The organism is Geminicoccus roseus DSM 18922, from assembly GCF_000427665.1.
Lineage (GTDB): Bacteria > Pseudomonadota > Alphaproteobacteria > Geminicoccales > Geminicoccaceae > Geminicoccus > Geminicoccus roseus.
Genome location: NZ_KE386572.1, coordinates 5,056,333 through 5,080,767 on the forward strand (window position 1 = coordinate 5,056,333; position 24,435 = coordinate 5,080,767).

The 24,435-nt window shown below is 68.6% G+C and carries 21 protein-coding genes; 8 read left to right on the plus strand and 13 right to left on the minus strand.

The genetic code is table 11. The annotated features are described in order from the left end of the window. Nucleotides 1–2: 2 nt before the first annotated feature. The 5 genes from GEMRO_RS0124735 to GEMRO_RS0124755 are packed head-to-tail and all read right to left on the minus strand — an operon-like array spanning nucleotide 3 to nucleotide 7,294. Nucleotides 3–2,447 (minus strand): GcvT family protein, encoded by a 2,445-nt coding sequence (locus GEMRO_RS0124735; RefSeq protein WP_027136164.1) that lies wholly within the window; start codon nucleotides 2,445–2,447, stop codon nucleotides 3–5. Beyond that, on the minus strand, nucleotides 2,444–3,334 hold the full coding sequence (locus GEMRO_RS0124740; protein WP_027136165.1) for a choline/ethanolamine kinase family protein: 891 nt from the start codon (nucleotides 3,332–3,334) through the stop codon (nucleotides 2,444–2,446). The genes GEMRO_RS0124735 and GEMRO_RS0124740 overlap by 4 nt, the downstream gene beginning before the upstream one ends. Beyond that, entirely contained in the window at nucleotides 3,331–5,310 is a 1,980-nt protein-coding gene (locus GEMRO_RS0124745) for an ABC transporter permease (protein WP_205625080.1), read from the minus strand. The genes GEMRO_RS0124740 and GEMRO_RS0124745 overlap by 4 nt, the downstream gene beginning before the upstream one ends. After that, the gene (locus GEMRO_RS0124750; RefSeq protein ID WP_027136167.1) at nucleotides 5,307–6,344 is read right to left on the minus strand and encodes a quaternary amine ABC transporter ATP-binding protein; all 1,038 of its coding nucleotides are present in this window, start codon (nucleotides 6,342–6,344) and stop codon (nucleotides 5,307–5,309) included. Before GEMRO_RS0124750 ends, GEMRO_RS0124745 begins: the two co-directional genes overlap by 4 nt. A gap of 2 nt (nucleotides 6,345–6,346) precedes the next feature. Next, on the minus strand, nucleotides 6,347–7,294 hold the full coding sequence (locus tag GEMRO_RS0124755) for an ABC transporter substrate-binding protein (protein WP_027136168.1): 948 nt from the start codon (nucleotides 7,292–7,294) through the stop codon (nucleotides 6,347–6,349). A 201-nt stretch (nucleotides 7,295–7,495) separates the two neighbouring features. Between GEMRO_RS0124755 and GEMRO_RS0124760 the strand changes: the two genes are divergently transcribed. Together GEMRO_RS0124760 and GEMRO_RS31685 are read left to right on the plus strand one after the other, a co-directional pair. Then, on the plus strand, nucleotides 7,496–8,278 hold the full coding sequence (locus GEMRO_RS0124760) for a DeoR/GlpR family DNA-binding transcription regulator (protein WP_169728447.1): 783 nt from the start codon (nucleotides 7,496–7,498) through the stop codon (nucleotides 8,276–8,278). A gap of 772 nt (nucleotides 8,279–9,050) precedes the next feature. Further along, nucleotides 9,051–10,121: a LacI family DNA-binding transcriptional regulator gene (locus GEMRO_RS31685; RefSeq protein ID WP_051329447.1), complete on the plus strand. Its 1,071-nt coding sequence runs from the start codon at nucleotides 9,051–9,053 to the stop codon at nucleotides 10,119–10,121. 978 nt (nucleotides 10,122–11,099) lie between these two features. Here the strand turns inward: GEMRO_RS31685 and GEMRO_RS34485 are convergent. The 4 genes from GEMRO_RS34485 to GEMRO_RS0124785 form a co-directional block, all read right to left on the minus strand. Continuing rightward, nucleotides 11,100–11,264, minus strand: coding sequence for a hypothetical protein (locus GEMRO_RS34485; RefSeq protein WP_157505735.1), 165 nt, complete (start codon nucleotides 11,262–11,264; stop codon nucleotides 11,100–11,102). A 1,212-nt stretch (nucleotides 11,265–12,476) separates the two neighbouring features. Continuing rightward, nucleotides 12,477–13,142, minus strand: a complete 666-nt coding sequence (locus GEMRO_RS31690) for a hypothetical protein (RefSeq protein ID WP_035485961.1) — start codon at nucleotides 13,140–13,142, stop codon at nucleotides 12,477–12,479. 53 nt (nucleotides 13,143–13,195) lie between these two features. After that, complete coding sequence (locus GEMRO_RS0124780) at nucleotides 13,196–13,699, minus strand: RNA pyrophosphohydrolase (protein WP_051329448.1); 504 nt, start codon at nucleotides 13,697–13,699, stop codon at nucleotides 13,196–13,198. Between the two features lies 1 nt (nucleotide 13,700). Beyond that, the gene (locus tag GEMRO_RS0124785; protein ID WP_027136171.1) at nucleotides 13,701–14,672 is read right to left on the minus strand and encodes a divergent polysaccharide deacetylase family protein; all 972 of its coding nucleotides are present in this window, start codon (nucleotides 14,670–14,672) and stop codon (nucleotides 13,701–13,703) included. 163 nt (nucleotides 14,673–14,835) lie between these two features. On the opposite strand from GEMRO_RS0124785, the gene GEMRO_RS33045 reads away from it, so the two are divergent. Beyond that, nucleotides 14,836–15,453, plus strand: coding sequence for an extensin family protein (locus GEMRO_RS33045; protein WP_084507562.1), 618 nt, complete (start codon nucleotides 14,836–14,838; stop codon nucleotides 15,451–15,453). 43 nt (nucleotides 15,454–15,496) lie between these two features. On the opposite strand, the gene zapE is transcribed toward GEMRO_RS33045, so the two are convergent. Beyond that, a complete protein-coding gene (gene zapE, locus GEMRO_RS0124795; RefSeq protein ID WP_027136172.1) occupies nucleotides 15,497–16,663 on the minus strand; it encodes a cell division protein ZapE in 1,167 nt (388 codons plus the stop codon). Between the two features lie 110 nt (nucleotides 16,664–16,773). Here zapE and GEMRO_RS0124800 point away from each other — a divergent pair, with 110 nt between their 5' ends. Continuing rightward, a complete protein-coding gene (locus tag GEMRO_RS0124800; protein WP_051329450.1) occupies nucleotides 16,774–17,316 on the plus strand; it encodes an AAA family ATPase in 543 nt (180 codons plus the stop codon). 4 nt (nucleotides 17,317–17,320) lie between these two features. Here the strand turns inward: GEMRO_RS0124800 and hemH are convergent, their stop codons facing one another. Beyond that, nucleotides 17,321–18,397, minus strand: a complete 1,077-nt coding sequence (gene hemH, locus GEMRO_RS0124805) for a ferrochelatase (RefSeq protein ID WP_027136174.1) — start codon at nucleotides 18,395–18,397, stop codon at nucleotides 17,321–17,323. Nucleotides 18,398–18,545: 148 nt separating this feature from the next. On the opposite strand from hemH, the gene GEMRO_RS0124810 reads away from it, so the two are divergent. Further along, the gene (locus tag GEMRO_RS0124810) at nucleotides 18,546–19,928 is read left to right on the plus strand and encodes an aminotransferase (protein WP_027136175.1); all 1,383 of its coding nucleotides are present in this window, start codon (nucleotides 18,546–18,548) and stop codon (nucleotides 19,926–19,928) included. Between the two features lie 68 nt (nucleotides 19,929–19,996). Here the strand turns inward: GEMRO_RS0124810 and GEMRO_RS0124815 are convergent, their stop codons facing one another. Together GEMRO_RS0124815 and GEMRO_RS0124820 are read right to left on the minus strand one after the other, a co-directional pair. Further along, nucleotides 19,997–20,938 (minus strand): hypothetical protein, encoded by a 942-nt coding sequence (locus GEMRO_RS0124815; protein WP_157505736.1) that lies wholly within the window; start codon nucleotides 20,936–20,938, stop codon nucleotides 19,997–19,999. Between the two features lie 158 nt (nucleotides 20,939–21,096). Next, nucleotides 21,097–21,939 (minus strand): hypothetical protein, encoded by an 843-nt coding sequence (locus GEMRO_RS0124820; protein WP_157505737.1) that lies wholly within the window; start codon nucleotides 21,937–21,939, stop codon nucleotides 21,097–21,099. Between the two features lie 230 nt (nucleotides 21,940–22,169). On the opposite strand from GEMRO_RS0124820, the gene GEMRO_RS31700 reads away from it, so the two are divergent. The 3 genes from GEMRO_RS31700 to pyrE are packed head-to-tail and all read left to right on the plus strand — an operon-like array spanning nucleotide 22,170 to nucleotide 24,431. After that, nucleotides 22,170–23,180: an asparaginase gene (locus tag GEMRO_RS31700; protein ID WP_035485965.1), complete on the plus strand. Its 1,011-nt coding sequence runs from the start codon at nucleotides 22,170–22,172 to the stop codon at nucleotides 23,178–23,180. Further along, a complete protein-coding gene (locus tag GEMRO_RS31705; protein WP_035485968.1) occupies nucleotides 23,177–23,800 on the plus strand; it encodes a ribonuclease HII in 624 nt (207 codons plus the stop codon). The genes GEMRO_RS31700 and GEMRO_RS31705 overlap by 4 nt, the downstream gene beginning before the upstream one ends. A gap of 46 nt (nucleotides 23,801–23,846) precedes the next feature. Then, entirely contained in the window at nucleotides 23,847–24,431 is a 585-nt protein-coding gene (gene pyrE, locus GEMRO_RS0124835; protein ID WP_027136178.1) for an orotate phosphoribosyltransferase, read from the plus strand. Nucleotides 24,432–24,435 lie beyond the last annotated feature (4 nt).

A 24,435-nucleotide genomic window follows, 5' to 3' on the forward strand; every position in this document is an offset into this window, starting at 1 on the left:
GCTCAGGCCTTCACGCGCGCCGAGGCGGGATCATAAGGCGGCTCCAGAAACACGGATGCCGGCACTCGCGTGCTTGCCACCTCCAGCTCGTAGCTGCCCGAGAGCACGAACTCCGTGGTCACCCCCTCGTCCGGCCGGCGCACATAGCCATAGCCGATCGACTTGTTGATCGTGTGGCCGAACCCGCCGCTGGTGAGCCAGCCGACGCGCTCACCGTCGCGATAGATCGTCTCCCGCCCGAGCAGCACGATCTCCGGGTCGTCGACGGTGAAGCCGGCCAGCATCCGCGGCAGCGGCCGGGCCGCCTGCTCGGCCAGCGCCTCGCGCCCCAGGAAAGGCTGGTTCTTCTTCAGCTTCACCGCCCATCCCAGCCCCGCCATCAGGGGCGAATGGTCCGGCCCGATGTCCGAGCCCCAGGCGCGGTAGCCCTTCTCCAGCCTGAGCGTCTCGATCGCCCGGTAGCCGGCATTGGCGATCCCGTAGGGCGCCCCTGCCTCCATCAGCGCCTCGTAGAGGCTGGCGGCAAACTCGGTCGGCACGTGCAGCTCCCAGCCAAGCTCGCCCACATAGGTCACCCGGAGCGCCAGCACCGGCGCGCCCGCCACCGCGATCTTGCGGCAGCGGCCGAAGCGGAAGCCCTCCGGCCCGACATCGTCCCGGGTCAACGCCTGCAGCACGTCGCGGGCGCGCGGCCCCATCAGCGAGAACACCGCGTGGCCCGAGGTCACGTCGATCAGCCTGGCATCGGCGTCGTCCGGGATGTTGCGCCGGATCCAGTCGAAGTCGTGGGTGGCGAAGCCGGTGCCGGTGGTGATGTAGAACTCGTCCGGGGCCAGGCGCGCCACCGTCAGGTCGCACTCGATGCCGCCCTTCGCGTTGAGCATCTGGGTGTAGGTCAGCGTGCCGGGCGGCCGGGTCACGTCGTTGGCGCAGATCCAGGACAGGGCACGCTCGGCGTCCCGCCCGACCAGGAGGAACTTGGCGAAGCTGGTCTGGTCGATCACCACCACCCGCTCGCGGCAGGCCCGGTGCTCGCGACCCACCGCCTCGAACCAGTTCGGCCGGCCATAGCTGTAGACATCCTCCGGGGTCTCGCCCGGTCCGGCGAACCAGTTCGGCCGCTCCCAGCCGAGCTTCTCGCCAAAGCAGGCCCCCTGGGCCTTCAGCCGGTCATAGAGCGGTGAGCGGCGCAGCGGCCGGCCGGTCTCATGCTCCTCGGACGGCCAGGCTATGGTGTAGTGCTTGCCATAGGCCTCCAGCGTCCGCGTCCGCACCCAGTCCGGGTCGAACTGCGCCCGGCCGAAGCGGCGGATGTCGACCGGCCAGAGGTCGTAGGGCGGCTCGCCGTTCTTGACCCACTCGGCCAGCGCCATGCCCGCCCCGCCACCCGACGCGATGCCGAACGCGTTGAAGCCGGCGCCCACGAACAGGCCGCGCAGCTCCGGCGCCTCGCCCAGGATGAAGTTGCCGTCCGGGGTGAAGCTCTCCGGGCCGTTGATCAGCTGCTTGATGCCCGCGGTCTGGAGCGCCGGCACCCGGCCCAGCGCCAGCTCCATGATCGGCTCGAAATGGTCCCAGTCGGATTCCAGCAGCTGGAACTCGAACCGGTCCGGCACCTCCATCTGCCAGAACAGCGGGTTGGGCTCGTAGCCGCCCATCACCAGCCCGCCGACTTCCTCCTTGTAGTAGGTCAGCCGGTCCGGGTCGCGCAGGGTCGGCAGGCTGCCGGTCACGCCCGGGATCGCCTCGGTGATCATGTACTGGTGCTGCACCGGCACGAGCGGGACGTTCACCCCCACCTTCTTCGCCAGCTGCCGGGTCCACTGCCCGCAGCACAGCACCAGCTTCTCGCAGCGCACGGTGCCCTGGCCGGTGACCACGCCCATGACCCGGCCGTCCTCGACCAGGATCTCCTGGACGCCGACACCTTCCCGGATGACCACGCCGCCGCGCCTGGCGCCCGTTGCCAGGGCGCGCACGATGTCGCTGGGGCTGGCCTGGCCGTCGGTCGGCAGGAAGGCGGCGCCCACCACGTCGTCCACGGTCATGAGCGGCCACAGCTCCTGCGCCTCCTTGGGCGTCAGCAGGTGCATCTCCAGGCCGAAGGAATGGGCGGTGGTCGCCTGGCGCCTGACCTCGGTCCAGCGCTCCTGGTTGCAGGCCAGCCGCAGCCCGCCATTGCGCTTCCACCCGGTCGCCTGGCCGGTCTCGGCCTCCAGCCGGTCGTAGAGCGCCACCGAGTAGCCCAGCATCTGGGTGATGTTGGCGCTGCTGCGCAGCTGGCCGACCAGCCCGGCGGCGTGCCAGGTCGAGCCGGAGGTGAGCTGTCCCTGCTCCAGCAGCAGCACCTCCCCCGCCCCCATCTGGCCCAGGTGGTAGGCCACCGAGGTCCCGACGATCCCGCCGCCGACCACGATGATCGCGGCGCTGGAAGGAAGCTCGCTCATGAATGCTCCATGGCGTCGAGCGCGGCGATCGCCGCCTCGAAACGCGCGAGATTGGTGGCGGTATAGGCCGCGTAGTCGAAGTCGAGGCTGGAATGGATCTCGGAGACCATGCTCCACATCGTCTCGCGCAGGAGCGATGCCGCCGACATGGCGGCGGCCTGGAGCCGGTAGGCATCGGACAGCGGCCGGCCCTGATAGGCCTCGACCAGCGCCTCCGCCTCGGCGGCGCTCATCTCGGCATTGGACGCGAGCCCGCCCAGGTCGAACAGCGGCGAGTTGAACCCGGCATATTCCCAGTCGACCAGCCAGAGCCGGCTGCCATCGTCCAGGATGTTGGCGGGGAGCAGGTCGTTGTGCCCGAACACGATCTCGATGGGCCCGACCAGGCGCTCCAGCCGCTCCGCCGCCGCGAGCAGCCCGTCCAGGCGCTCAAGGTGCCGGCTCTGCCCCTCGCGCAGCACATGGCGATAATCGCGCAGGACGTGGAACACCCAGAACATGAAGCCCGGCCCACGCAGGTGCTTCGGCACCTCGCGGTGGCAGCGCCGCAGCATCGCCACCAGCCGGTCGCGGTTGGCGGGATCACGCACGTCGGCCGCTTCCATCGGCCGCCCCTCGACGAAGTCCAGCACCAGGATGCCGGGTTCCGCATGGACCACCGCCGGCGAAAGCCCGGCCGCCGCCGCGGCCCGGCTCGCCGCCAGCTCGTTCGCGCGCACGATGCCATGCTGCGGGATGTCGTCGCCGACCCGCACCACGAAGCGCCTGCCCTGGTCCGCCACCACGAAGTTCAAGTTGGTGATCCCGCCGCCAAGCGGGCTGGGCTCGACCGGCCCCCGCCAGATCGGCAGCCCCGCCACCCTTGCCAGGGCCTGGTCCACGCTCACGGCTGGCCTCCCCTGACGCGCAGTCTCGCAGCACCCGCCTGGATCAGCCGGTCGGCGGTGATCGCGATGAACGCGACGCACAGGCCCGCCACGATCCCCCGGCCGGTATCGGCTTTGGTCAGCGCGACATAGACCTCCTGGCCGAGGTCGCGGGTCCCGACCAGCGCGGTGATCACCAGCATGGACAGGGCCAGCATGATGGTCTGGTTGATGCCGAGCAGGATCTCGGGCAGCGCCAAAGGCAGCCGGATCCGGGTCAGCATCTGCCAGGGCGTGCAGCCGGCCGCGGTGCCGGCTTCGATCAGCATCGGCCGGATCTGGCGGATGCCGTGGGCGGTGTAGCGGACCGAAGGCGCCAGGGCATAGAGCACCACCGCGATCATCGCGGTGAAGTCGCCGACCCGGAACAGCATCACCACCGGGATCAGATAGACGAAGCTCGGCAGGGTCTGCAGCGTGTCGATCACCGCCTGCATCACCCGCCAGAACCGCTCGTTCAGCCCGCTCAGGATGCCCAGCGGAATGCCGATCATCGCCGCGATCACCACCGACACGCCGCACAGGTAGACGGTCAGCATCGCGTTCTGCCACTGGCCGGTGAACACGATGAACAGTCCGAACGCCAGCACCATCCCGGCCAGGAGAATGCCGCCCAGCCGCCAGCCGGCCAGAACCGTCACGAACAGCACCCAGGGCCAGGGCAGCCCGGTCATGAACCGGCGCACAGGCACCAGGACGTTCAGCACGATCGCGTTCTTGATCGCCTCCAGCACGTCGAAGAAGTGGACGTTGATCCACGCCACCAGGTCCGCCCAGAACGGCCCGGTCGAGAGCGTCCAGCCGGCCGGATAGACCGCCACCCAGGGCAGCAGCAGCCCGGCTGCGTAAAGGGCCGCGATCGCGAGCGCGAAGCCGATCCAGAAGCGGCGGCTTCTTCCATAGACCTGCTCGTGCGCGGCGCTGCTGAGGCGATCCAGCGCCACCGCCAGCAGCACGATTGCAATCCCCGCCTCCAGCCCCCCGCCGATGTCGAGCCGGCGCAGCGAGGTCAGGACGTCGTAGCCGAGCCCGCCCGCCCCGATCATCGAGGCGATGATGACCATGTTCAGGGACAGCATGATCACCTGGTTGACGCCCACCAGCAGGGTCGGCCGGGCCGCCGGGACCAGCACCTTCCAGGTCATCTGCCGCGGCGTGCAGCCGGCCATCCGGCCATACTCCTCCACCTCGCGCGGCACGGCGCGCAGCGCCTGCATGGTCACCCGGACCATGGGCGGCATGGCGTAGATGATGGTGGCGAGCGTGGCGGCGACCGGGCCGAAGCCGAACAGGAACAGGATCGGCACGAGATAGGCGAAGATCGGCACGGTCTGCATCAGGTCGAGCACCGGGGTCAGCAGGCGCTCCATCGTCCGGCTGCGATAGCCGCCGATCCCCAGCAGAAGCCCCAGGCCCACCCCGAACGGCACCGCGATCGCGATCGAGGCGAGCGTGACCATGGCGCTGGTCCACTGGCCGAACACCGCCAGGTAAAGGAACGCCCCGCCGCCCAGGATCGCCAGGCGCTGGCCACCCCAGTGCCAGCCGAGCATGGCGGCGCCTGCCACCACGGCCGGCCACGGCAAGGGCGGCAGGACCTGCACTGCCGCGGAGCCCTGCCCGTCCATCACCCCGGTCGCGAACAGCGCGGTCGCCCAGTGCAGCGGCCAGTTCAGCAGCCAGGAGACCGCCCGGGTCAGTTCCTGGAAGGTGAACAGGCCGAAACCGGCATCCTCGACCAGCCAGGTCATGAAGCGCGAGATGTCCCGCGCCCAGCCCAGGCGCCAGCCGCGCGGCACCTCCTCCATCCAGCGCGGATAGTCCACCGGCAGCACCACCAGCAGGAACGTGACCAGCGCAACTCCGCCCCAGAGCAGCCTCGCCCTGGCCACGGGCGCCTGGCCGCGTGCGCCTGCCAGCGGCAGCGCCAGGCTCACCGCACCGACTCCCGGGCCAGGAGGACGTCCAGCACCAGGCTGCGGTCGATCAGCCCAATCGGCTGCTCGTCCCGCGTCACCAGGAACGGCCGCTCGCTGGCCTCGACCTGGGCCGCGATCGTCTCGACCTTGGCGCGGGCGTCGATGGCGCCGGCCACCTCGATCCCGGCATCGAGCGGCCGCATGATGGCGCCGGCCGACAGGATCTTCGGCCGGGACGCGTCGCGGGTGAATTCGGCGACATAGGCGTCCGCCGGGTGCAGCACCAGTTGCTCCGGGGTGCCGGTCTGGATGATCCGGCCGCCGCGCATGATCGCGATCCGGTCGGCCAGGCGGATCGCTTCGTCGAAGTCGTGCGTGATGAAGACGATGGTCTTCTTCAGGACCGCCTGCAGGCGCAGGAACTCGTTCTGCATCTCGCGGCGGATCAGCGGGTCCAGGGCCGAGAACGGCTCGTCCAGGAACCAAAGTTCCGGCCCCACGGCGAGGGACCGCGCGATACCCACGCGCTGCTGCTGCCCGCCGGAAAGCTGGTGCGGAAGGTCGTGCTCGCGCCCGGACAGGCCGACCAGCTCGATCATCTCCCTGGCACGCCGCTCCCGCTCGGCGCGCGCAACTCCCTGCACGTCCAAAGGGAACCCCACGTTGCCCAGCACCGAGAGATGCGGCAGCAGGGCGAAGTTCTGGAACACCATGCCCATCTTGTGCCGGCGCAGCTCGATCAGCTCGGTCCGGCTCGCACGCAGCAGATCCTGCCCGTCCAGCAGCACCTGGCCCCGGGTCGGCTCGACCAGCCGGGACAGGCAGCGCACGAGGGTGGACTTGCCGGACCCGGACAGGCCCATGATGACGAAGATCTCGCCCTCGTGGATGTCGAGCGTGGCGTCCACCACGCCGGCCACGATTCCGGCCCGTTCCAGAGCCGCGTCGTCCGGTGCCGGGCCCAGTCGCTCCAGGGCCGCCGCATCGGCGCCAAACAGCTTCCAGACCCCGCGCGCCGCGAGCTTCACCGGACGCCCCTGCGGCTGTGCCATGCCTACTGGCCGATCCACGGCTTCCAGCGCTGCTCGTTGGCGGCGATCCATTCCTCGACCACCGCCTCTAGGGGCTGCCCCTCCAGGTCGACCGCGGCGATCATCTGGCCCATCTCTTCGTTCTCGACATGGAACGCCTTGATCGCCTCGTGGGCGCCCGGCCACTTCTCGGCGACACCGCTCCAGGCCACCTTCCAGATCGGCCCGCGCGGCTTGCCGCAGTCATAGGCCATGTCCGGGTTGATGCCCCATTCCGGGTCCTCGTAGCAGGCCTTCTCGTAGGCCGGGAACTCGACCCACTCGCCCTCGTACTTGATCGGCGCCCAATGCGGTGCATAGACCCAGAGCAGGATCGGCGCCTGGCGCTGGTAGGCGCTCTCCAGCTCGGCAAACAGCGCGGCGTCGGTGCCGGCATGGACCACGACATAAGGCAGATCCAGGGCCTCGACCCGCTCCTCGTCGAACCCGCCCCAGGTCACTGGGCCACCCAGGTAGCGCCCGTCCGGCGCGGTCTCGGCGGTGGAAAACAGCTCGGCGCAGTCCGCCAGCGCCTCCCAGTCCGGCAGGCCCGGGCACTGGTCCTTCAGGTAGGCGGGATACCACCACTCCTCGATCGCCTGCATCCCGGTCTCGCCCAGGTTCTCGACCTGGCCACCGGAGGTCGCGTCGTCCATCGCCTCCCGCCCGGTCGTCTCCCAGATCTCCATGGCGACGTGGAGGTCGCCGGTCTTCAGCCCGGCGAACTGGGCGAGATAGTCGGCCTGGACGTACTCGACATTGTAGCCGGCCTCCTGGAGCACGCTGCCCATGATCCGGGTGGTGAGGAGCTGGCCGGTCCAGTCGTGCAGGGTCAGCTTGATCGGGTCATCGGATTCGACGGCATTCGCCCCCGGTACCGCCAGCAGGGTCGGCAGGGCAAGGGCGGCGGACAACAACAGTCGCTGGAGCATCGCTTTCCCCTTGATCGTCGGTCGACGAGCTGGGCTCGGTACCCCGTCCGTCGCATTTATTTCACTGAACTGTCTCCGCGAAACACTGGCAAGGTCAACAGCAAAACCACAGATCTGTTGATTCTCCGTGGAGACCCATTCACCCTCCGGGTGGGGCGGCAAAGGTTGATGATGTTCCCGACCAAATGGCAGAGCGCGATCATGGCGACGCTTCGGGAGCGCGGGCGCTGCACGATCAGCGACCTCGCGCTGCACCTAAACGTCTCCGACGAGACGATCCGCCGGCACGTCCGCGCCCTGGTCGACGCCGGCACCCTGCTGCGGGTGCATGGCGCGGTGGCCCTGCCCCTGGCCCAGGCCGAACCGCCCTTTTCCAGCCGGCTGAGCAAGCGCACCGAGGCGAAGCAGCGCATCGGCCGGGCGGTGGCGGCCGAGATCCGCGATGGCCAGACCGTGATGATCGATGGCGGCTCGACCACCGCCTTCGTCGCTGAGGCCTTGCTGACGCGCCAGTCGCTGACGGTGGTGACCAATGCGCTGGAGATCGCCCGCACCCTGCTCGGCCGCCAGAACCATCGGGTCTATCTCGCCGGCGGCGAGTTCCGGGCCGATATCGGGGCTGCCGTCGGTCCCGAGGCGCTGGCGCTGATCCAGCAGTTCCGCGCTGATGTATCGATCCTGTCGATCGGCGGCATCGATGCGGAAGACGGGCTGATGGATTTCGATCTTGAGGAGGCCGGCATCGCCCGGGCAATGATCGCTCGCGCCGGTCGCACCATCGTCGCGGCCGATGCGAGCAAGCTCGGCGCCAAGGCCAGGGTCTGCGTCTGCGACTTCGACCGGATCGACACGCTGGTTTCCGATGCCCCGCCGACCGCGGCCATCGAGGCGCGCCTCCGTTCCACGGGCGTCACCTGGATCAATGCGAGCGCCCAGGAGCCGCTCGACAGGACGTCACCGGACCTCGCTCCCCTCGCGGGCTGAGGCAGCGCCGGTCGGCCAGATGCCTCGGGCTGCACCGGCGGCCTTCGACGCGGAGACGGCCGTGGACCAGATTGTCATCATGATTCGCCGCCTGCGCGGGCCGGGCAGGCCGCAAGTAGAGTGGCAGCATCCCCCCTTCCCTTGAAGGGGGATGTGAGGCCAGCCGGACATCCCGGCACCGCCATGCCAGGTCGTGGAAAGTAGATTCATGGGTGCGCGTCGCTGGATAGGCGACTTTGGCGCGCCAGGGCCATCCGGAGGTAGATCGCTTCGGCTGCACGGGCTCAGCTTGAGCAGAATCCGGTTCGCACGCGTCGCGCCGCGAGGAGCTCTTGGACGTCCAGATCGGAGCCGACGGCCAGACGGCACGCGACGACTTCCCAAGCAGCGATCAGAGCTAGGTGGCAGGGCAAAGCAAGTCCGCCGGCCGATCCCTAGCCCAGGGACTTCAGGACGATCTGCGAATACCTGCACCGCGCTCGCACGGCGACCGCAAAGCTATGCCTGAGGATCTGGCGGCTCACCCCACCGGCAATCGGAGCCGGTTACGGCGGCGGTTTCGCAAGGGCCGCCGCAGCAGCCCGCCCTGCACTGCAACCGCATGGCCTCGATTTCGTAACGGATTGCGGTAATCGGTTTCCTGAATCGATTTCATGCATGATGACCTGCAGCATCAGGTTCTGTATCCCGCTTGCCGCTGACCTAGACGGAGCCGCGCGATGCTGCCCGTCTGGCCTGCCCGAGGCGATGATGGTGCGGAAGGAATTGGGACATGAACTGGCGCAGGCGGCCGACCATGGAGGATGTGGCCAAGGCCGCCGGAGTCTCCAAGGCCACAGTGTCGCGCGTCCTGGCGGGGATCGAGGGCGGCTGGACCCCGGCCACGGCCGAGAAGGTGCGCCGGGCCGCGATCGAACTCGGTTATGTGGTCAATTCGCTGGCGGCCAGCCTGCGCAGCCGCCAGAGCTTCACGATCGGGCTGGTGGTCGCCGACGTCTCCAACCCGTTCTTCGGCGGGATCGCCAGTGGCGTCGAGTCGCGCCTTTCCCAGACGGGTTACAGCGTCATCCTGGGCAACAGCGGCAACTCGCTGGAACGCGAAAAGGCGCTGGTGAAGGTGCTGGTGGAAAAGCAGATCGACGGACTGATCACCGCGACCTCGGCTGCGGCTGCGGATCACCTACGGGAGGCGCAGGATCGTGGCGTGCGCGTCGTCCTGGTCGATTCGGAAGTGCCCGGCCTCGATGCGGACAGCGTCACCATCGACAACCGCGCCATGGCGGAGATGGCGGTGCGCCATCTGCTGGAACTGGGCCATCGCCGCATCGCCATCGTGACCGGCCCCATGGAAGCCACCTTCGACCGGCAGCGCCTGGCGGGCTATGCCCAGGCTCTGGCCGCCCAGGGCCTGGCGTTCGACGAACAGCTGGTTCTGCGCGGCGACCTGCTGGCCCATGGAGGCGAGCAGGCGGCAGACCGGTTCCTGCGCCTGCAGGATCGTCCCACCGCCATCTTCGCCACCAACAACATGATGACCCTGGGCGTTCTGGTCGCTCTGACCAGGGCAGGAATCCAGGTTCCGGGGGAGGTCTCCCTGGTCGGGTTCGACGACCAGGAATGGTATCCCGTCTGCCACCCGCCACTCACGGCGATCGCCAATCCCGCCTGTGAGCTGGGTCATGCCGCCGCGGATCGGCTGCTGACCCGGCTGACCGCGAAGGGTGACGGAGCCCAACCGCAGGCGGAGCGTCTGGTCCTGCCAGCCCGGCTCGTGCTCCGTGCCAGCACCGCCGCCGGCCCGACCAGCGGGATCGGCCAGGTCCCCGCCATGCACCTGGCCTGACGCTCGCCTCCAGGACAATCGTTCCGCCTCGTTCGAGCATCCGGTGGGCCGCTGCCGATCATGCGCCCACCAAGGGCCACCGCTGTCGATCCAGCGCTGCGCGCTGCCTGCGATGCTGGATAGACAAGGCCGGATCCGAGTTGGCGCCCCTGCTTTTGGGCACGGCCCTGGCGAGGCGCCTGAAGTGGCCGGCTCCACACTTTTCACTCGGCGCGCCCGGACGGACGGGGCCAGTGCTTGCCAGGATCTCCACAGTGCCCGGCTGCCCGAGGCCCAGTAGGCTGACAGTGCCAGCCATGCACGTGGCTTTCTGGTTTGGGCACGCCCAGAACGCCTATCGGCGGTCCCGCAGCCCGGGATGGCCCGCTGAGCTGGCCAGGGATGTGATCCCTCCCGCCTGCCATCCTGCCAGCTGTCCCGCACAATCGGTGCGCGTTCCTCCATGTACCGCACGAGACCGGCGAACTGTGTTCAAGTGCCGATAGGCTGCCCCAGCTGAGTTGGACGCCGGGCTGACCCCCACCCACGCCCTGCCCGAATGCGCCGCGATCCGCAGGCGGCTCATCCTAGCGCTCGGCCGCGGCTCGATCTTAGGCCCGCTTGGCGCCATCGCCGGAACACCCAAGGTCGACCGGTGGCCGCCCCGCCACCGGCAACGCCAGCCATCCGTTTCCATAGCCGAACGCTTCGGCGGCAGTTGCCGCCGAGTTGCCTTTCGCGGGAGGTTTATTCGAGACGCCTCGGCCAGAAGTTGGCGCTTTGCGGATCACGCTTGGAAGGTTTGGCCCAGCTGAGCAACCCCCGATAGCTTCAGCAACCGAGCCCGCCCAGAAGGACTTCCGTGGATGCATGCCGCAATCGGGCCAAGATCAGGATCGCGGCGATATCGGTCCTTCAAACCCTAGACCGCGCCCGGGATCGATGCTGCGATACCGCGCTGGATGTCGCTGCTCCTCAGGTCCGGCCAGAAGAGGGAGATCAGATCAGGTCGGCCCAGAAGATCCCGATGACCAGGCCACTCGCCATCACGGTCGCTCCCACCACCAGCTTGCCGCGCCGGGTCAGCAGGGCGCCCCAACGCTGCAGCGGCCGCCCATGCTCCGCAAAATCCCGACTCCAGATTTCAGAGGGTCTCGAATTCATCGATGTGGCCCCTTCGTCCAGAACGTCATCACCCAGGAACTGCGAACAGGTACGCCGACTGCGTCGCGGCGGATCTAGAGCATGACCAGAACTGCACTGCAGCATCCCCAAAGTTCAGCTCAACGCAAGTCATGATATGGCGGATCATGTCATAAAACCTGGCTTGGCCTTGATGCTTGCCTGCACGCCGGTACCGGCCGTGCACGTCGTTCCGGCAGGACATCCAGCGGACCCGCTTCTCGCACCCGCCGGGACGAAACGTGCCGAAACGGGACCGGCTCATTGAGCATGCGCGCTTAGCCAGCGAGCTTTGAACGGCCCATGGGCCGTCCTGTGCTGTCACGATCTCCGCCGGACGCATGCCGGTTCACCGGGCTTGGCGCAGAGGTACGGAGCTAGACGCTATCGGGCCAGCGAGGAGCCATGGGTGCGTATCGTCCCGCTGCGGCGGGGCAAGGCTGGGGACTGGGCCAGCGGGGATCGGATAACCGCTTGCTCCTGAATGTATGCCGATGGGCTCTGCGCAGGCGTGCCCTGCCAAAGCGTTGCCGTCGGTGAACGACGGTGCAGCGGCAGTTCGACCGCTGGCGCCGCGCCGGCATGGGAAGCGGATGCCCCCAATGGAACAACCAGGGACACATGATCGAGAGCAACATGGTCCCGACGCTTGGCAGACGGCCAGCGGAGGGAGGGCTCGCGATCAGGCACTGGTTGCATTTCTCGTGGCGGATGGACCACCCTGCTTTCCATCGCCTGCCGGGCTGCTCAGGCTCATCGGCGCGCCGGGCCAGCGCAATGATCGCGTCGGCACTTTTGCCGTTTGACGAAAGAGGCCAACCGCACCCTGCCTGCCGGCAGAGTCCAGCATAGCCATGCCTTACGCGCCGCTACTCCCCGCCAAGCGGCCAAGGCGGTGACCTTGCTGGACCACCGCTGGCCCGACGGCCGTTGTCCGGGCCGCCGCCGTCAAGAAGTCGCACCACCGACTGGAACAACGTTTCCCGTCAGCCTCATGCACTTTTGGCGCTTTGCACCTCGCGGCGTATGCCGCGCCTCTCGCTTCTCCGGCCGCGCTCCCCTCGCCGCTGGCATGATCCCCCATCGCTGAACACTGACCCGACCCCAGGCAAGGGAGCTTGGCCGTCGACCATGTCGCTGTACGCTCCTCCGGGCAGGGTGGGCGAGCGAGACAGGGCTTTCGCCCCTTCACCCTCAGCGCATCGCATAGCTGGTCAGGCGCAGCGTCCAGGTCCCGGCGCGCTGATAGTTCTGCTCGATCTTCAGCCGGAGCGCCGGCCGCGGCCATGCCGCCTGATCGCGCCACAGGATCTGCTGCTCGCCGCCGGAAAGCTGCACCGGCGGGGCCTTCGCCCACCGGCGCGGATACCAGGACGGCCGGGCCAGGCAACGGTCGATCCGTCCCTCGATCCGGCGGAACATCGCTTCCATCGTCCCCCGGTCGCCACGCCCGTCCATGGTCGGCCGGCAGACATAGGCGGCCGTCAGCAGGCTGGTGCCGTCCACGAAGCATAGCCCGAGCTCGCGATCGAGCGGGCGCGCCTGCCAGGGGCCGGGTCCGCCGCTTTCCTGCCGCAGGGCCCGAAAGGCTTCCTTCCAGGCATCGATGGCTGCGATCATGCCATCGCAGAACTGGTCGTCGATCGGGGGCGATTTCACCGGCCGCGGCGGCAGCACGACTGGCTTCTCAACCGGCGCCGGCGCCGGCGGCGGCGGCGACGGCGGCGGGCTGGGCGCGCAGGCTGCCAGCAGCAGGGCGGCAGCGGCCAGGACCTGCCTCGCCCGCCAGCCATGCCCGGCTGCTTCAGGAGCGAGCCTTCCCGAGGAAACGTCGTTCGCGGCGGCGCGTACCCGGGCCAAGCGCCGGGAATGATCCCGACGGGTGCGCGGCCCCCGCTTCTGGCCTACCCAGATCAGCCCAGGTCGGCCCGGAACTCGTCGAACACGTCCTGGTAGATGGCGCGCTTGAACGGCACGATCAGCTTCATGATCTCATCCTCCTTCGCCCAGCGCCACTCGGCGAACTCGGCCTCCTCGCCATGGCCGGTGAGGTTGATGTCCTCGTCGCTGCCCTCGAAGCGGAACAGGAACCAGCGCTGCGACTGGCCCTTGTAGCGGCCCCGCCAGGACTTGGCGGCCAGGTCCGGCGGCAGGTCATAGGCCCGCCAGCGGTCGCTCTCCCGTACCAGGGTCGCGGCGTCGGTCCCGGCTTCCTCCCGCAGTTCCCGGACGGCGCAGCTCAAGGGCGTTTCGCTCGGGTCGATGCCTCCCTGCGGCAGCTGCCAGGCCTCCACCATGGTGTCGATGCGCCGGCCGACGAACAGGCCATGGCCCGGCCGGTGCAGGAGCATGCCCACGCAGGGACGATAGCCTTCCAGCGGCGTCGCCGAGATGATGCAGGTGCCCGCTTCGTCCATGTCATCCCCCGTGTCGGTCCCTCGCCACGCCTCCCTTGTCGGGGTGGATCCCGGCCCGCAGCGACCGCCCATCCGGTGGCGCGCGCAGGAGCACCGAAGGGGCCACCAGCGTCAAGCCCTCGCCCGGCAGTTTGGCCAGCCACCTCCCCAACCGATCGAGACTGAGCGGATGGCTCCGCACCACCAGCAGGACGTCACCTTCCCGCCGCGCCTGCCTCGCACGCTCCTCCAGGAACGCGTCGATGACGCTGGCGACGGTGTGGATCTCCAGCCAGCCATCGGCCGCGACCGCGGCCACCTGCTCCGCGTCCGCGACCACGCGCACGAAGTTGCCGTGGAGCACCAGCGGAAGGCCCAGCTCCCCCAACCCAGCGGAAACCGGGCCTAGTCGGTCCGGGCTGGCGGCGAAGGCGCCGGGCTCCATCACCACCCCTGCCGGGTCGGTGACCGTCTCCAGCGCCATCCGGAGCCGCCGCAGATTCTGGTCGTCGGACTTCGCCGGCGACAGCGCCAGCGGGCCCGCATCGAACCGGGCAGGATCACCCCGGGAGATCGGCAGATCCAGCCAGATCTCGTGCCCCGCCCGGCGCATCGGGGCTTGGTCGGCCAGCGGGTCGTCGCTGTAGGGCGACCATGCCACCGCCACGGCGTCCGGCAGATCCAGCGCCGCTCGCGCCAGAACCGGATCCAGGCCCAGGCCGGTCAGGATGATCGCGATCCTGGGGCCACTCCCTGGTGCGTCCGCGACGGCGCGAGATCCATGTTGGCCGGGCGGGACCTTGGCCACCGGCGGATCCGCGGGCGGCAGCACCTGGCTCCGCTCGATCTCCACCAGAATGGTTGGACCAGAAGGAAGCACCGGCGGCTGGCTCCTGGCGATCGCCGCCAACATGACCATCCCCGTCAGCACCAGCACGACAGCCAGCCACGGGACGGCCGGGCGCCGCCCAAGCCGGTCAAAGATCTGGCGCATTGCGGGCAAGCCTGCTCCCTTCGACCCGGCGCTTCGGCGGCGACCGGCCGCTTGGCATGCCGCCGGCCGCGCATGCCATGGGTGCATCTTGGACCCTGCCAGTGAATGATCCGTTAACGATGCGCCGAGTTCTGACGCAAAGCACCCAAGGCCAGTCCATCCGATGAGGCCGGCAGGGTGCGGCTTTGCGACCGTGCTCGGGGCGGCTGCCCTTCTCCTGCTGGGATGCGCCGGTCCCGAGCCCGATCGCTCAGCCCCCGACCCGGACTGCCCGGCGAAGCTCGCGGCCAGCGGCGCCCGGTTCAGCCCGTGGCCTGCCGCTCCAGGTGGCGCCTGCGGGGTGAGCATGCCCCTGATCCTGGAGCAGGCGGGGCCGGACCTGATCCCGCCGCTCAAGACCGCCTGCGCGATGGCGGCCTCGCTTGCTGGGTTCATGCCCGAGATCGACCGTCTGGCCCTGCTGGAAACCGGCAGCAGGGTCACTGCCGTACTCACCGCCGGCAGTTGGGCCTGCCGGTCGATGACCGGCAATGCGGCGCGGCCGAGCCTGCATGCCTCCGGCCGCGCCGTCGACATCACCGGGTTCGTCCTGGCCGATGGCCGCCGCATCATGGTGGAGCGCGACTGGTACACGGGCGGCCCGCCGGGGCGCTTCCTGCGGGCCGTCGGCAAGGCTGCCTGCCGCCGGTTCCAGGTGGTCCTGGGTCCGCCCGCCGACCGCCACCATCGCGATCACCTCCATGTCGACATCGGCCCGTGGAGGCTCTGCCAGGTAGCCTGACTGCCGGTGTCCCTGTCCCAGGAGGTCTTCGGCGGTATTTCCGCTAGTTCAGGTCGGAGGTCAGGGCGAAGGGAGCGAAATCCGGCAGGTCGCCAGAGGCCGAACGGACCATCTCCAGCCAGGCGGTGCTCTGCATCTCCATCAGCCGGCTGACGGTGCGCTGGAACTCGAACGCCCCCTCGCCCACCGGATAGAGCTGGTCCGGCCGGCCGTCGGCACTGACCACCAGCATCCGCCTGCTCTCATAGAGGACGTCGACCAGCGTCATGAACCGGCGAGCCTCGTTGCGCCGGGCCGGCGCCAGGATCGGCACGTTGGTCAGGAACACCACCCGGAAATGGCTGCCGATCGCTAGATAGTCCGCCGCACCCAGCGGCCGCGCGCAAAGTTCGGGGAAGTCGAACAGGGCGATCGGACCGTCGGCACGGGCGACCTTGAGGGTGCGCGAACCGACCGGCACGTCGACCGGGCTTCCGGGGCTGCCGTCGCTCAGCGCCAGGAACAGCCGCTCGATCTCCTTGCCGGCCGCCTCGCCCAAGGGCGAGAACCAGGTGTTGAGGTCGCGCAGCCGCTCGACCCGGTAGTCCACCGGACCGTCCAGCGACACCACGTCGACCTTGCTCTGCAGCAGGTCGATGAAGGGCAGGAAGCGGTCGCGGTTCAGCCCGTTCCAGTAGAGCCGCTCGGGCGGCCAGTTCGAGGTGGCGACGATCACGACGCCGGCATCGAACAGCCCGGTGAACAGCCGCCCCAGGATCATGGCATCGGCGATGTTGACGACATGAAACTCGTCGAAGCAGAGTAGGCGGGTCTCCGAGGCGACCGTGCGCGCGAACTGCCCCACCGGATCCTCGCTTCCGCCGTCCTGGCGGAGTTCGTGCAGGCGCCGCTGCACCTCCAGCATGAACGCATGGAAGTGGACCCGCCGGGTTTTGGGCTCGGGCGAGCTCGCCACGAACAGGTCCATCAGCATCGACTTGCCGCGCCCCACCGCGCCCTGCAGGTAGACCCCCCGCACCTGACGCCCGTTGGCAGCGGCCTTCCTCTTGAACAATCCGCTCCAGAACCCGCCCTGGCCACCGTCGTCCGGCGCCGCCGTCAGGTCGTCGTGAAGACGCTGCAGGCGCTGGGCCGCCCTCTCCTGGTCCGGATCGGCCTTCAGGGCGCCCGTGGCGATCTTCTCCCGGTAGAGCGCGAGCGGTCCGGTCACGAGCTTCCTTCGATTCTGGAGAACGGGTTGGGTGCGGGCCGGGTCGCCCGCAGGGCGGGACTTAGCAGCCGCCTGGAAATTGTCGATCCACCCAGCAGGAGTTGCGGCACATGTCACAGCGACGCTTCATCGTGATCACCGGCGGACCAGGGTCCGGCAAGTCGACGCTGATCCAGGCCCTGAGCGCCCGGGGATTTCCCCATGCCCCGGAGGTCGGGCGGCGGATCATCCAGCGGCAGATGGCGATCGACGGACCGGCCCTGCCCTGGCGCGACCGGGCGCTGTTCGCCGAGACCATGCTGGCCCTGGAGATGGAGAACTACCTGGCGCAGCCGGCGGAGACGGTCTGGTTCGACCGGGGCGTGCCGGACGTGATCGGCTATCTGCGGCTGGAAGGCCTGCCCGTCCCGCCACACCTGCACGAGGCGGCGCGCGCCTACCGCTATCACCGGCAGGTCCTGATCTGCCCGCCCTGGCCAAAGATCTTCCGCCAGGACCAGGAGCGACGCCAGACTGCCTCCATCGCCGCCGCCACCTGCACCGCGATGGAGGGCGTCTACCGCGACCTCGGCTACGAGCTGATCGAGGTGCCGCGGGTGGACGTCGCCGAACGGGTCGCCTTCGTGCTCGACTGCGGGGTCCTGACGAGCTGAGCCGTCACACCCAGCCGGCCAGTTCGCGCTCGACCAGGTCGGTGATCAGGCGGATCCCGGCCTCGCCGTCGTTCAGGCAGGGGATGTAGGTGAACTTCTCGCCGCCGGCATGGGTGAAGATCTCCCGGTTCTCGCCCTCGATCTCCTCCAGCGTCTCCAGGCAGTCGACCGAGAAGCCCGGCGAGATCACCGCCACCTTCTTCACGCCCTGCCCAGGCAGCGCCTCCATGGTCTTGTCGAGATAGGGCTGCAGCCATTCGTCCGGGCCGAACCGCGACTGGAAGCAGACCATGGTCCGCTCCTGGGTCATGCCCAGCTCGCTGAACACCAGCCGCGCGGTCTTCAGGCACTGGCAGTGGTAGGGATCACCCCGCAGCAAATATTCCTTGGGCATGCCATGGAAGCTCATCACCACCTTGTCCGGCTGCCAGTCCAGCGTCGCCAGGTGGTCGCGGATGCTGTCGGCGATCGCGGTGATGTAGCCCGGATGGTCGTGATAGGGCGGGGCCGTGCGCAGGGCCGGCTGCCAGCGCATGTCGAGCAGCTTCTTGAACACGACGTCGCAGCCGGTGGCGGTGGTGGCGGCGCTGTACTGGGGGTAGAGCGGCAGCAGGATCAGCCTGGAGCAGCCCTGGCGGAACAGGCGCTCGACCACCGACGGCAGCGACGGGCTGGCATAGCGCATGCCCCAGTCGACCACGACGTTCGGGTAGCGCTCGGCCAGGAGCGCCCCGACCTTCTCCGCCTGCGCCCGGGTGACCGTCTTCAGCGGTCCCTCGTCCTTCTCGGTGTTCCAGATGGTCTGGTAGTCCTTGCCCTTGCGCGACGGCCGGGTGGTCAGGATCACGCCCTGAAGCAGCGCCTGCCAGAGCAGGAAGGGCTTCTCGATGACCCGCCGGTCCGACAGGAACTCGGAAAGGTAGCGGCGCATGGGCCAGTAGCTGGTGCCGTCGGGCGTGCCGAGGTTGGACAGGATCACCCCGATCTTGGGGGCGGCGACCGGCGGGTGCCCCGGAGGCAGCGGCCCGGTGGCGGCACTGGCTGCTGGCTTGGCCGACGGCCGCTCGATCTGCCCGATCATCGATCACCTCTGAAGCTGGATGCTGGCAGATAATGTGGGGCCAGCTATGCGCAAGTACGTTGGCCAGAACGGAACTGGGGGTGGCCGGGAGGTCACAGGCCTCCTACCATCGAGGGCAACCCAGCAACGACGCCGGAATGTCTCGACGATGACCCACGCGCCCAATTCGCTCGCCGCCCGCGATATCGCCTATCTCGTTCATCCTTACACGAACCTGCGCGTCCACGAGAAGCAGGGTCCGCTGGTGATCACCAAGGGCAAGGGCGTCTGGGTCGAGGACGATGACGGCAAGCAGTACCTGGAAGGCCTGGCCGGCCTGTGGTGCACGGCGCTGGGCTTCGACAACAAACGCCTGGTCGACGCGGCCAAGCGCCAGATGGAGACCATGCCTTATTCGCACCAGTTCGCGCACCGCTCGACCATGCCGGTGATCGAGCTGGGCGAGAAGCTGCTGTCGATGACCCCGGACAGCCTGACCAAGGCCTGGTTCCTGAACTCCGGCTCCGAGGCGATCGACACTGCGATTAAGCTGATCTGGTACTACAACAACGCCAAGGACCGGCCCGAGAAGAAGAAGATCATCAGCCGCCGGCGCGCCTATCACGGCATCACCCTGGCGGGTGGCCACCTCACCGCGCTGGAATATGCCCGCAAGGGCTTCGACCTGCCGATGGCGGAGCGCTTCCTCACCGTGACGCCGCCGACCTGGTACCGCGAGGGCATGGAGGGCGAGACCGAGGAGCAGTTCACCGACCGGCTCGCCAAGGAGCTGGAGGACCTGATCCTCGAGCATGGCCCGGACACGGTCGCCGCCTTCTTCGCCGAGCCGGTGCAGGGTGCCGGCGGCGTCATCGTCCCGCCGGACAGCTACTTCCCCAAGATCATCCCGGTCCTGAAGAAGTACGACGTCCTGTTCGTGGCCGACGAGGTGATCTGCGGGTTCTGCCGGACCGGGCAGATGTTCGGCTCGCAGACCTACGGCATCCAGCCGGACCTGATGACCGTCGCCAAGCAGCTCTCCAGCGCCTACCTGCCGATCGCCGGCCTCTTGATGAGCGACGAGTTCTACCAGACGCTGGCCGACCGCTCCGCCGAGCTCGGCACGATCGGCATGGGCTACACCTATGGCGGCCACCCGGTGGCGGCTGCGGTCGCCCTGGAAACCCTCAAGATCTACGAGGAAGAGGACACGCTCGGCCACGTGCAGGCGATGGCGCCCCACTTCATGCAGCGCCTGAAGGCGATGGAGGAGCATCCGCTGGTCGGCGAGGCGCGCGGCGTCGGCCTGATCGGTGCTGTCGAGATCGTCAAGGACAAGGCGACCCGCGAGCAGTTCCCGGCCGCCTCCAAGGCCTCGGTGACCGTGGCGAATGCCTGCCAGCCGCACGGCCTGATCCTGCGCGGCCTGCCCTTCGACGCGGTCGGCATCTGCCCGCCGCTGGTGATCAACGAGGCGGAGATCGACCAGCTGTTCGACCGGCTCTGGTCGGGCCTGGACGACGCGATGGACAAGCTGACCGCAGCGGCCTGATCAGCGCCCGAGCAACAGGAATGGCCGGGGCTTGCCCCGGCCATTTTCTTTGTCGTTGGGAAAGACGCTCAGGCCTTGCAGGCGGTCACGTTGTGCAGGTTCGCCTGCAGGAACGCCTTGGTCTGCGCCCACCAGGGTGCCTGGGCGTTCCAGTTCGCCCGGATCCGGGTGCCGTCCGGCCGGACGATCAGGGTCCCCCAGATGCACAGGCTGTCGGCCAGACGGTAGGCGGTGTCGAGCTGCTGGCGGAAGAAGTCGCCCGGGATCAGCTGGCCCCGGATCGAGCTGGGCCAGGCCAGGTCATGGTACTGCATCCACAGCCACGGCATCACCGGCTTGTCGTAGGTGCGCGCCTCGGCGATCATGGCCGTAGCGAACTTCGCCCAGTCCCGGCGGTCCGTCTCGTAGGCATGGAACATCGGCATGATCCAGTCGCACTTGGCGGCGAGCGGACGCATCTTCTTGTTCTCGCTCTGCTGGTAGGCGAGCTTGGCGCCGCCGGCGACATAATCGCTGTAACGCGGCTTCGGCATGATCCCGTACAGGGACAGCTTGGTGCCGGCCGGCACGCGCTCGCGCATGTAGTCCATCAGCCGCATGTATTTCGGCCGCTCGCGGTCGGACGCCGCGTTCCAGCGCTCCACGTCCAGCGTGACCATGGTCTGCTTGTTCGCCTTGATCTGGGCGATGACCTTGTCGAGCTTCTTGTAGTCCGGCTCCTCGCCGGTGATCAGCGTATTCTGGTAGTAGATCGGCATCGGGCGCAGCCCGCAGCCATCGAAGCTGGCCGGACCGTTGTTCCAGCTCATCCGCTGCCAGGCGACGAAGTTCTTCTTGTCCGGAACGGTCGGCTTGGTGGGCGGCGTCGGCGTGACCGGCGGCTTGGGATTGGCAGGCGGGGTCGTGGGGGTTGCGACTCCGCTCGCCTTCTTCAGGTCGGCCAGGAGGTCCGTCAGGCCGGGCGCCGTCGGGGTCGCGACCAGCCCAGCCAAGAAATCACGTCGTTGCATCTGCACTTCCAGAATAGGCTCGCCAACCAGTCCAGCTGGTCGCGACGGAGAGGTCGCATCGACCTGTGCGGCTCATGAACAGCGAGCCATGAAATGGCGCCGGCCTCCTGCTTGGAAGACGGTAACTCCGACGACCGGCGCCATACCTACTTTGCCGTTCAGAGTTTGCAAGCATTCATCGGATGTCCCTGCGCTTGCATGAACGACTTGGTCTGCAACCACCAGCTCGCCCGGCCCTGCCAGTCCAACCGCTTGATCGTGCTGCCGCTTGCTGGCGCCCTCGTGCCCCACAAACAGACGCTGTCCGCCCTGGCCCGAGCCTTCTCCAGTTCCCCGCGGAAGAACTCGCCGGGGATGAGCTTGTAGTGGATGCTCTTGTAGGGAGACTTCTCGTAGAACTGCATCCACAGCCACGGCATGACCGGCTTGCCGTAGCTGTGGGCTTCCTCGAGCACGATGTTCGCGAACTGTGCCCAGCGGCTGCGGTTGCCCTCGTAGGTATAAAGCGACGGCATGATCCAGTCGGTCTTGGTCGCGAGCGGGCGCATCCCTCGGTTCAGGCTGCGCTGGCGGGCGAGCCGGCTGCCTCCGGCGCGATAGTCTGGATAGTTGTAGTTCGGCATGATGCCCCAATAGCCCATCCGCACCGAGGACGGGATCCGGCCTCGAAGGTACTCGATCACCCGGATGAGCTTGTCGCGCCCTTGGGCAGTGGTCGGATCCCAGCGCTCGATGTCCAGGGTCACGATCGGAGGCTTGGCCTTGCGGATCTGGGCGGCGACCTGGTCCAGCTTGCGGTAGTCGGGCTGTCCGCTGGTGACCATCGACGCCTCGTAGAAGATCGTCATATCCTTGAAGCCGCAACTTCGGAAGCTGCCTGGCAGCTTGTTCCACCGCATGCACTGCCAGACGTCGAACCGGGGAGCGGCCTCCGAAGTCCCGGAAAAGCCAAAAGCCCCACCAAATGCGAGCATTCCTCCGAGGAGCTGTCTTCTCTGCATGTCTTCGATCCCCCATCGAGCATGAGCGTCGCCATGTAGCGTCGACATCGGATTGATGAAGCTTCGGCGGGATCGAGGTAATCGTGACGATCGTCTCATCCGGAAATGAGGTTGCCGAGCGCGGCCGAATGGCCGCACCTTCCAGCCGGCTCCGCCTTCTGCGCTTGCGCTGGGGGAGCGACCATGCCACCGCACCGCCACATTCCAGTCATCAGTGGGGTTGGGGGCCGATGAGGGATCCGGTCGCGGTCTTGGTCACCCGCGGAGATCGGGTGGAGAGCCGGCATCTGGGCAGGCTGGCGGTGGCGGATGGGCGCGGCCGGCTGCTGGCCGCCATCGGCGACACCGACGAAGCGGTTTTTCCCCGCTCGGCGATCAAGCCCTTCCAGGCGTTGCCGCTGGTCGAGAGCGGTGCTTTGGACGCCTCCGGATGCGATGCTGCCGACCTGGCGCTGGCGTGTGCCTCCCACAACGGGGAGGAGATCCATATCAGTCGCGTGCTTGCCTGGCTGGAGCGTGCCGGGCTGACGGAGGGCGACCTGCGCTGTGGCGGCCATCCACCCCTTCTGCCGGCCGCCGACGCAGCACGCCTCAAGGCCGATCGGCCGGTCACCCCGGTGTTCAACAACTGCTCGGGCAAGCATGCCGGCATGCTCGTGACGGCGCGGGCGCTGGGTGCCCCGATCGAGAGCTATCTGGAGCGCGACCATCCGGTGCAGCGTCGGGTCGACGATGCGCTGCGCGAGATCACCGGCATCGATCCCCTGCCCGTCCCCGGGACCGACGGATGCGGCGTTCCCTCCTGGCCCATCCCCCTGGATGCCCTTGCCCGTGCGGCGGCGCGGCTGGCGATGCCCAAGGGCCTGCCCCCGTCGCGCGCGGCGGCACTGACCCGGATCGGCGACGCCATGGTCGCCCATCCCGAGATGGTGGCCGGCAGCGGCAGGCTATGCTCGGCCCTGATGCGCGCCGCCCCCTGGATTGTCGCCAAGACCGGCGCCGAGGGGGTCTACCTCGCCGGCAACCGCCGGAACGGCCATGGAATGGCGCTGAAGGCGGTCGATGGCGCCACCCGTGCCGCCGAGGCCATGCTGCTGGCATCAATGAGCCGGCTGGGCTGGCTGGATGGCGTCGAGCCCGGCGCCCTCGCCCGGTTCGGAGAAAAGCCAATCCTCAACGTCGCCGGCGCCAAGGTCGGGCGGATCCTGGTCGAGTTGGCCTTCCTGGACGGGCTCGCATGAGGGTCACGGTGGATGGCGCCCTGCCGGTCGCCGGGGTCGACGAGGTCGGACGCGGGCCGCTGGCGGGCCCGGTCGTCGCGTGCGCCGTGATCCTGCGCACCCCCATCGAGGGGCTGGCCGACAGCAAGGCCCTGCCGGCCGCGGAGCGGCGCCGGCTGGCCCTGCTGCTCCAGGACCAGGCGGTGGTGGCCCTGGGTGCGGCGTCGGTGGCGGAGATCGACCGGCTGAACATCTTCCACGCCTCGATGCTGGCGATGCGCCGCGCGGTCTGCCGGCTGAAGATCCGGCCCGTCCAGGTGCTGGTCGATGGCAACCGGGTCCCGCCGGGACTGGACCTCCCGGCGGAAGCGGTCGTGAAGGGCGATGCCCTGGTCGACTGCATCGCGGCTGCCTCGATCGTGGCGAAGGTGGTGCGCGACCGGGCGATGGCGCGCCTCGCGCTGCGCTGGCCAGGCTATGGTCTCGAGCGCCACGCAGGCTATCCCACCGCCTTCCACCGCCAGGCTCTGCGGGAACTGGGGCCGACCCCCCATCACCGGCGGGGGTTCAAGGGCGTGCTTCCCCTGGACGATGCCCTGGATGCCGTCCTGGATGATGAGGCCTCTGGCGTCCTGGCATGATTTTGTGGTCCAAGCGGCCCGGGTTGATGCAAGGGGATGCGGGTCGATGGATCAGGCGACGGTGATGGCCGAGTTCGAGGCGGCAGGCGCGCTCCTGCGCGGTCACTTCATCCTGACCTCCGGCCTGCGCAGCTCCGTCTACCTGCAGTGCGCCCGGGTGCTGATGGACCCGGCCCGGGCCGAGCGGCTGGCAAAGGCGCTGGCGGCCAGGATCGGCGACATCGAGGTGGACCTGGTGGTGGCGCCAGCCATGGGCGGGATCCTGGTCGGGCATGAACTGGCCCGCGCTCTGGGCGTCCCGTCCCTGTTCACCGAGCGGGTCGACGGGACCTTCACCCTGCGCCGCGGCTTCTCGATCCCGAAGGGTGCAAAGGTCGTGGTCGCCGAGGACGTGGTTACCACCGGCATGTCCACCAAGGAGTGCATGGAGGTGATCCGGGCCGAAGGCGGGCAGGTGGTCGCGGCCGCCTGCCTGGTCGACCGTTCGGGAGGCCGGGCCGATCTCGGCGTGCCGCATCACGCGCTGATGGCGCTGGACCTGCCGACCTACCGCCCGGACGAGCTTCCGCCCGAACTGGCGGCGATCCCGCCGGTCAAGCCCGGCTCCCGCCCCGGCGCTGCCAAGGCCTGACGAG

Coding starts and splice junctions, on each gene's coding strand:
- GEMRO_RS0124735 (WP_027136164.1), bottom strand. CDS start 2,447: ATGAGCGAGCTTCCTTCCAGCGCCGCGATCATCGTGGTCGGCGGCGGG.
- GEMRO_RS0124750 (WP_027136167.1), bottom strand. CDS start 6,344: ATGGCACAGCCGCAGGGGCGTCCGGTGAAGCTCGCGGCGCGCGGGGTC.
- GEMRO_RS0124755 (WP_027136168.1), bottom strand. CDS start 7,294: ATGCTCCAGCGACTGTTGTTGTCCGCCGCCCTTGCCCTGCCGACCCTG.
- GEMRO_RS0124760 (WP_169728447.1), top strand. CDS start 7,496: ATGGCGACGCTTCGGGAGCGCGGGCGCTGCACGATCAGCGACCTCGCG.
- GEMRO_RS31685 (WP_051329447.1), top strand. CDS start 9,051: ATGAACTGGCGCAGGCGGCCGACCATGGAGGATGTGGCCAAGGCCGCC.
- GEMRO_RS34485 (WP_157505735.1), bottom strand. CDS start 11,264: ATGAATTCGAGACCCTCTGAAATCTGGAGTCGGGATTTTGCGGAGCAT.
- GEMRO_RS0124780 (WP_051329448.1), bottom strand. CDS start 13,699: ATGGACGAAGCGGGCACCTGCATCATCTCGGCGACGCCGCTGGAAGGC.
- GEMRO_RS0124785 (WP_027136171.1), bottom strand. CDS start 14,672: ATGCGCCAGATCTTTGACCGGCTTGGGCGGCGCCCGGCCGTCCCGTGG.
- GEMRO_RS33045 (WP_084507562.1), top strand. CDS start 14,836: ATGAGGCCGGCAGGGTGCGGCTTTGCGACCGTGCTCGGGGCGGCTGCC.
- GEMRO_RS0124800 (WP_051329450.1), top strand. CDS start 16,774: ATGTCACAGCGACGCTTCATCGTGATCACCGGCGGACCAGGGTCCGGC.
- hemH (WP_027136174.1), bottom strand. CDS start 18,397: ATGATCGGGCAGATCGAGCGGCCGTCGGCCAAGCCAGCAGCCAGTGCC.
- GEMRO_RS0124810 (WP_027136175.1), top strand. CDS start 18,546: ATGACCCACGCGCCCAATTCGCTCGCCGCCCGCGATATCGCCTATCTC.
- GEMRO_RS0124815 (WP_157505736.1), bottom strand. CDS start 20,938: ATGCAACGACGTGATTTCTTGGCTGGGCTGGTCGCGACCCCGACGGCG.
- GEMRO_RS0124820 (WP_157505737.1), bottom strand. CDS start 21,939: ATGCAGAGAAGACAGCTCCTCGGAGGAATGCTCGCATTTGGTGGGGCT.
- GEMRO_RS31700 (WP_035485965.1), top strand. CDS start 22,170: ATGAGGGATCCGGTCGCGGTCTTGGTCACCCGCGGAGATCGGGTGGAG.
- GEMRO_RS31705 (WP_035485968.1), top strand. CDS start 23,177: ATGAGGGTCACGGTGGATGGCGCCCTGCCGGTCGCCGGGGTCGACGAG.
- pyrE (WP_027136178.1), top strand. CDS start 23,847: ATGGATCAGGCGACGGTGATGGCCGAGTTCGAGGCGGCAGGCGCGCTC.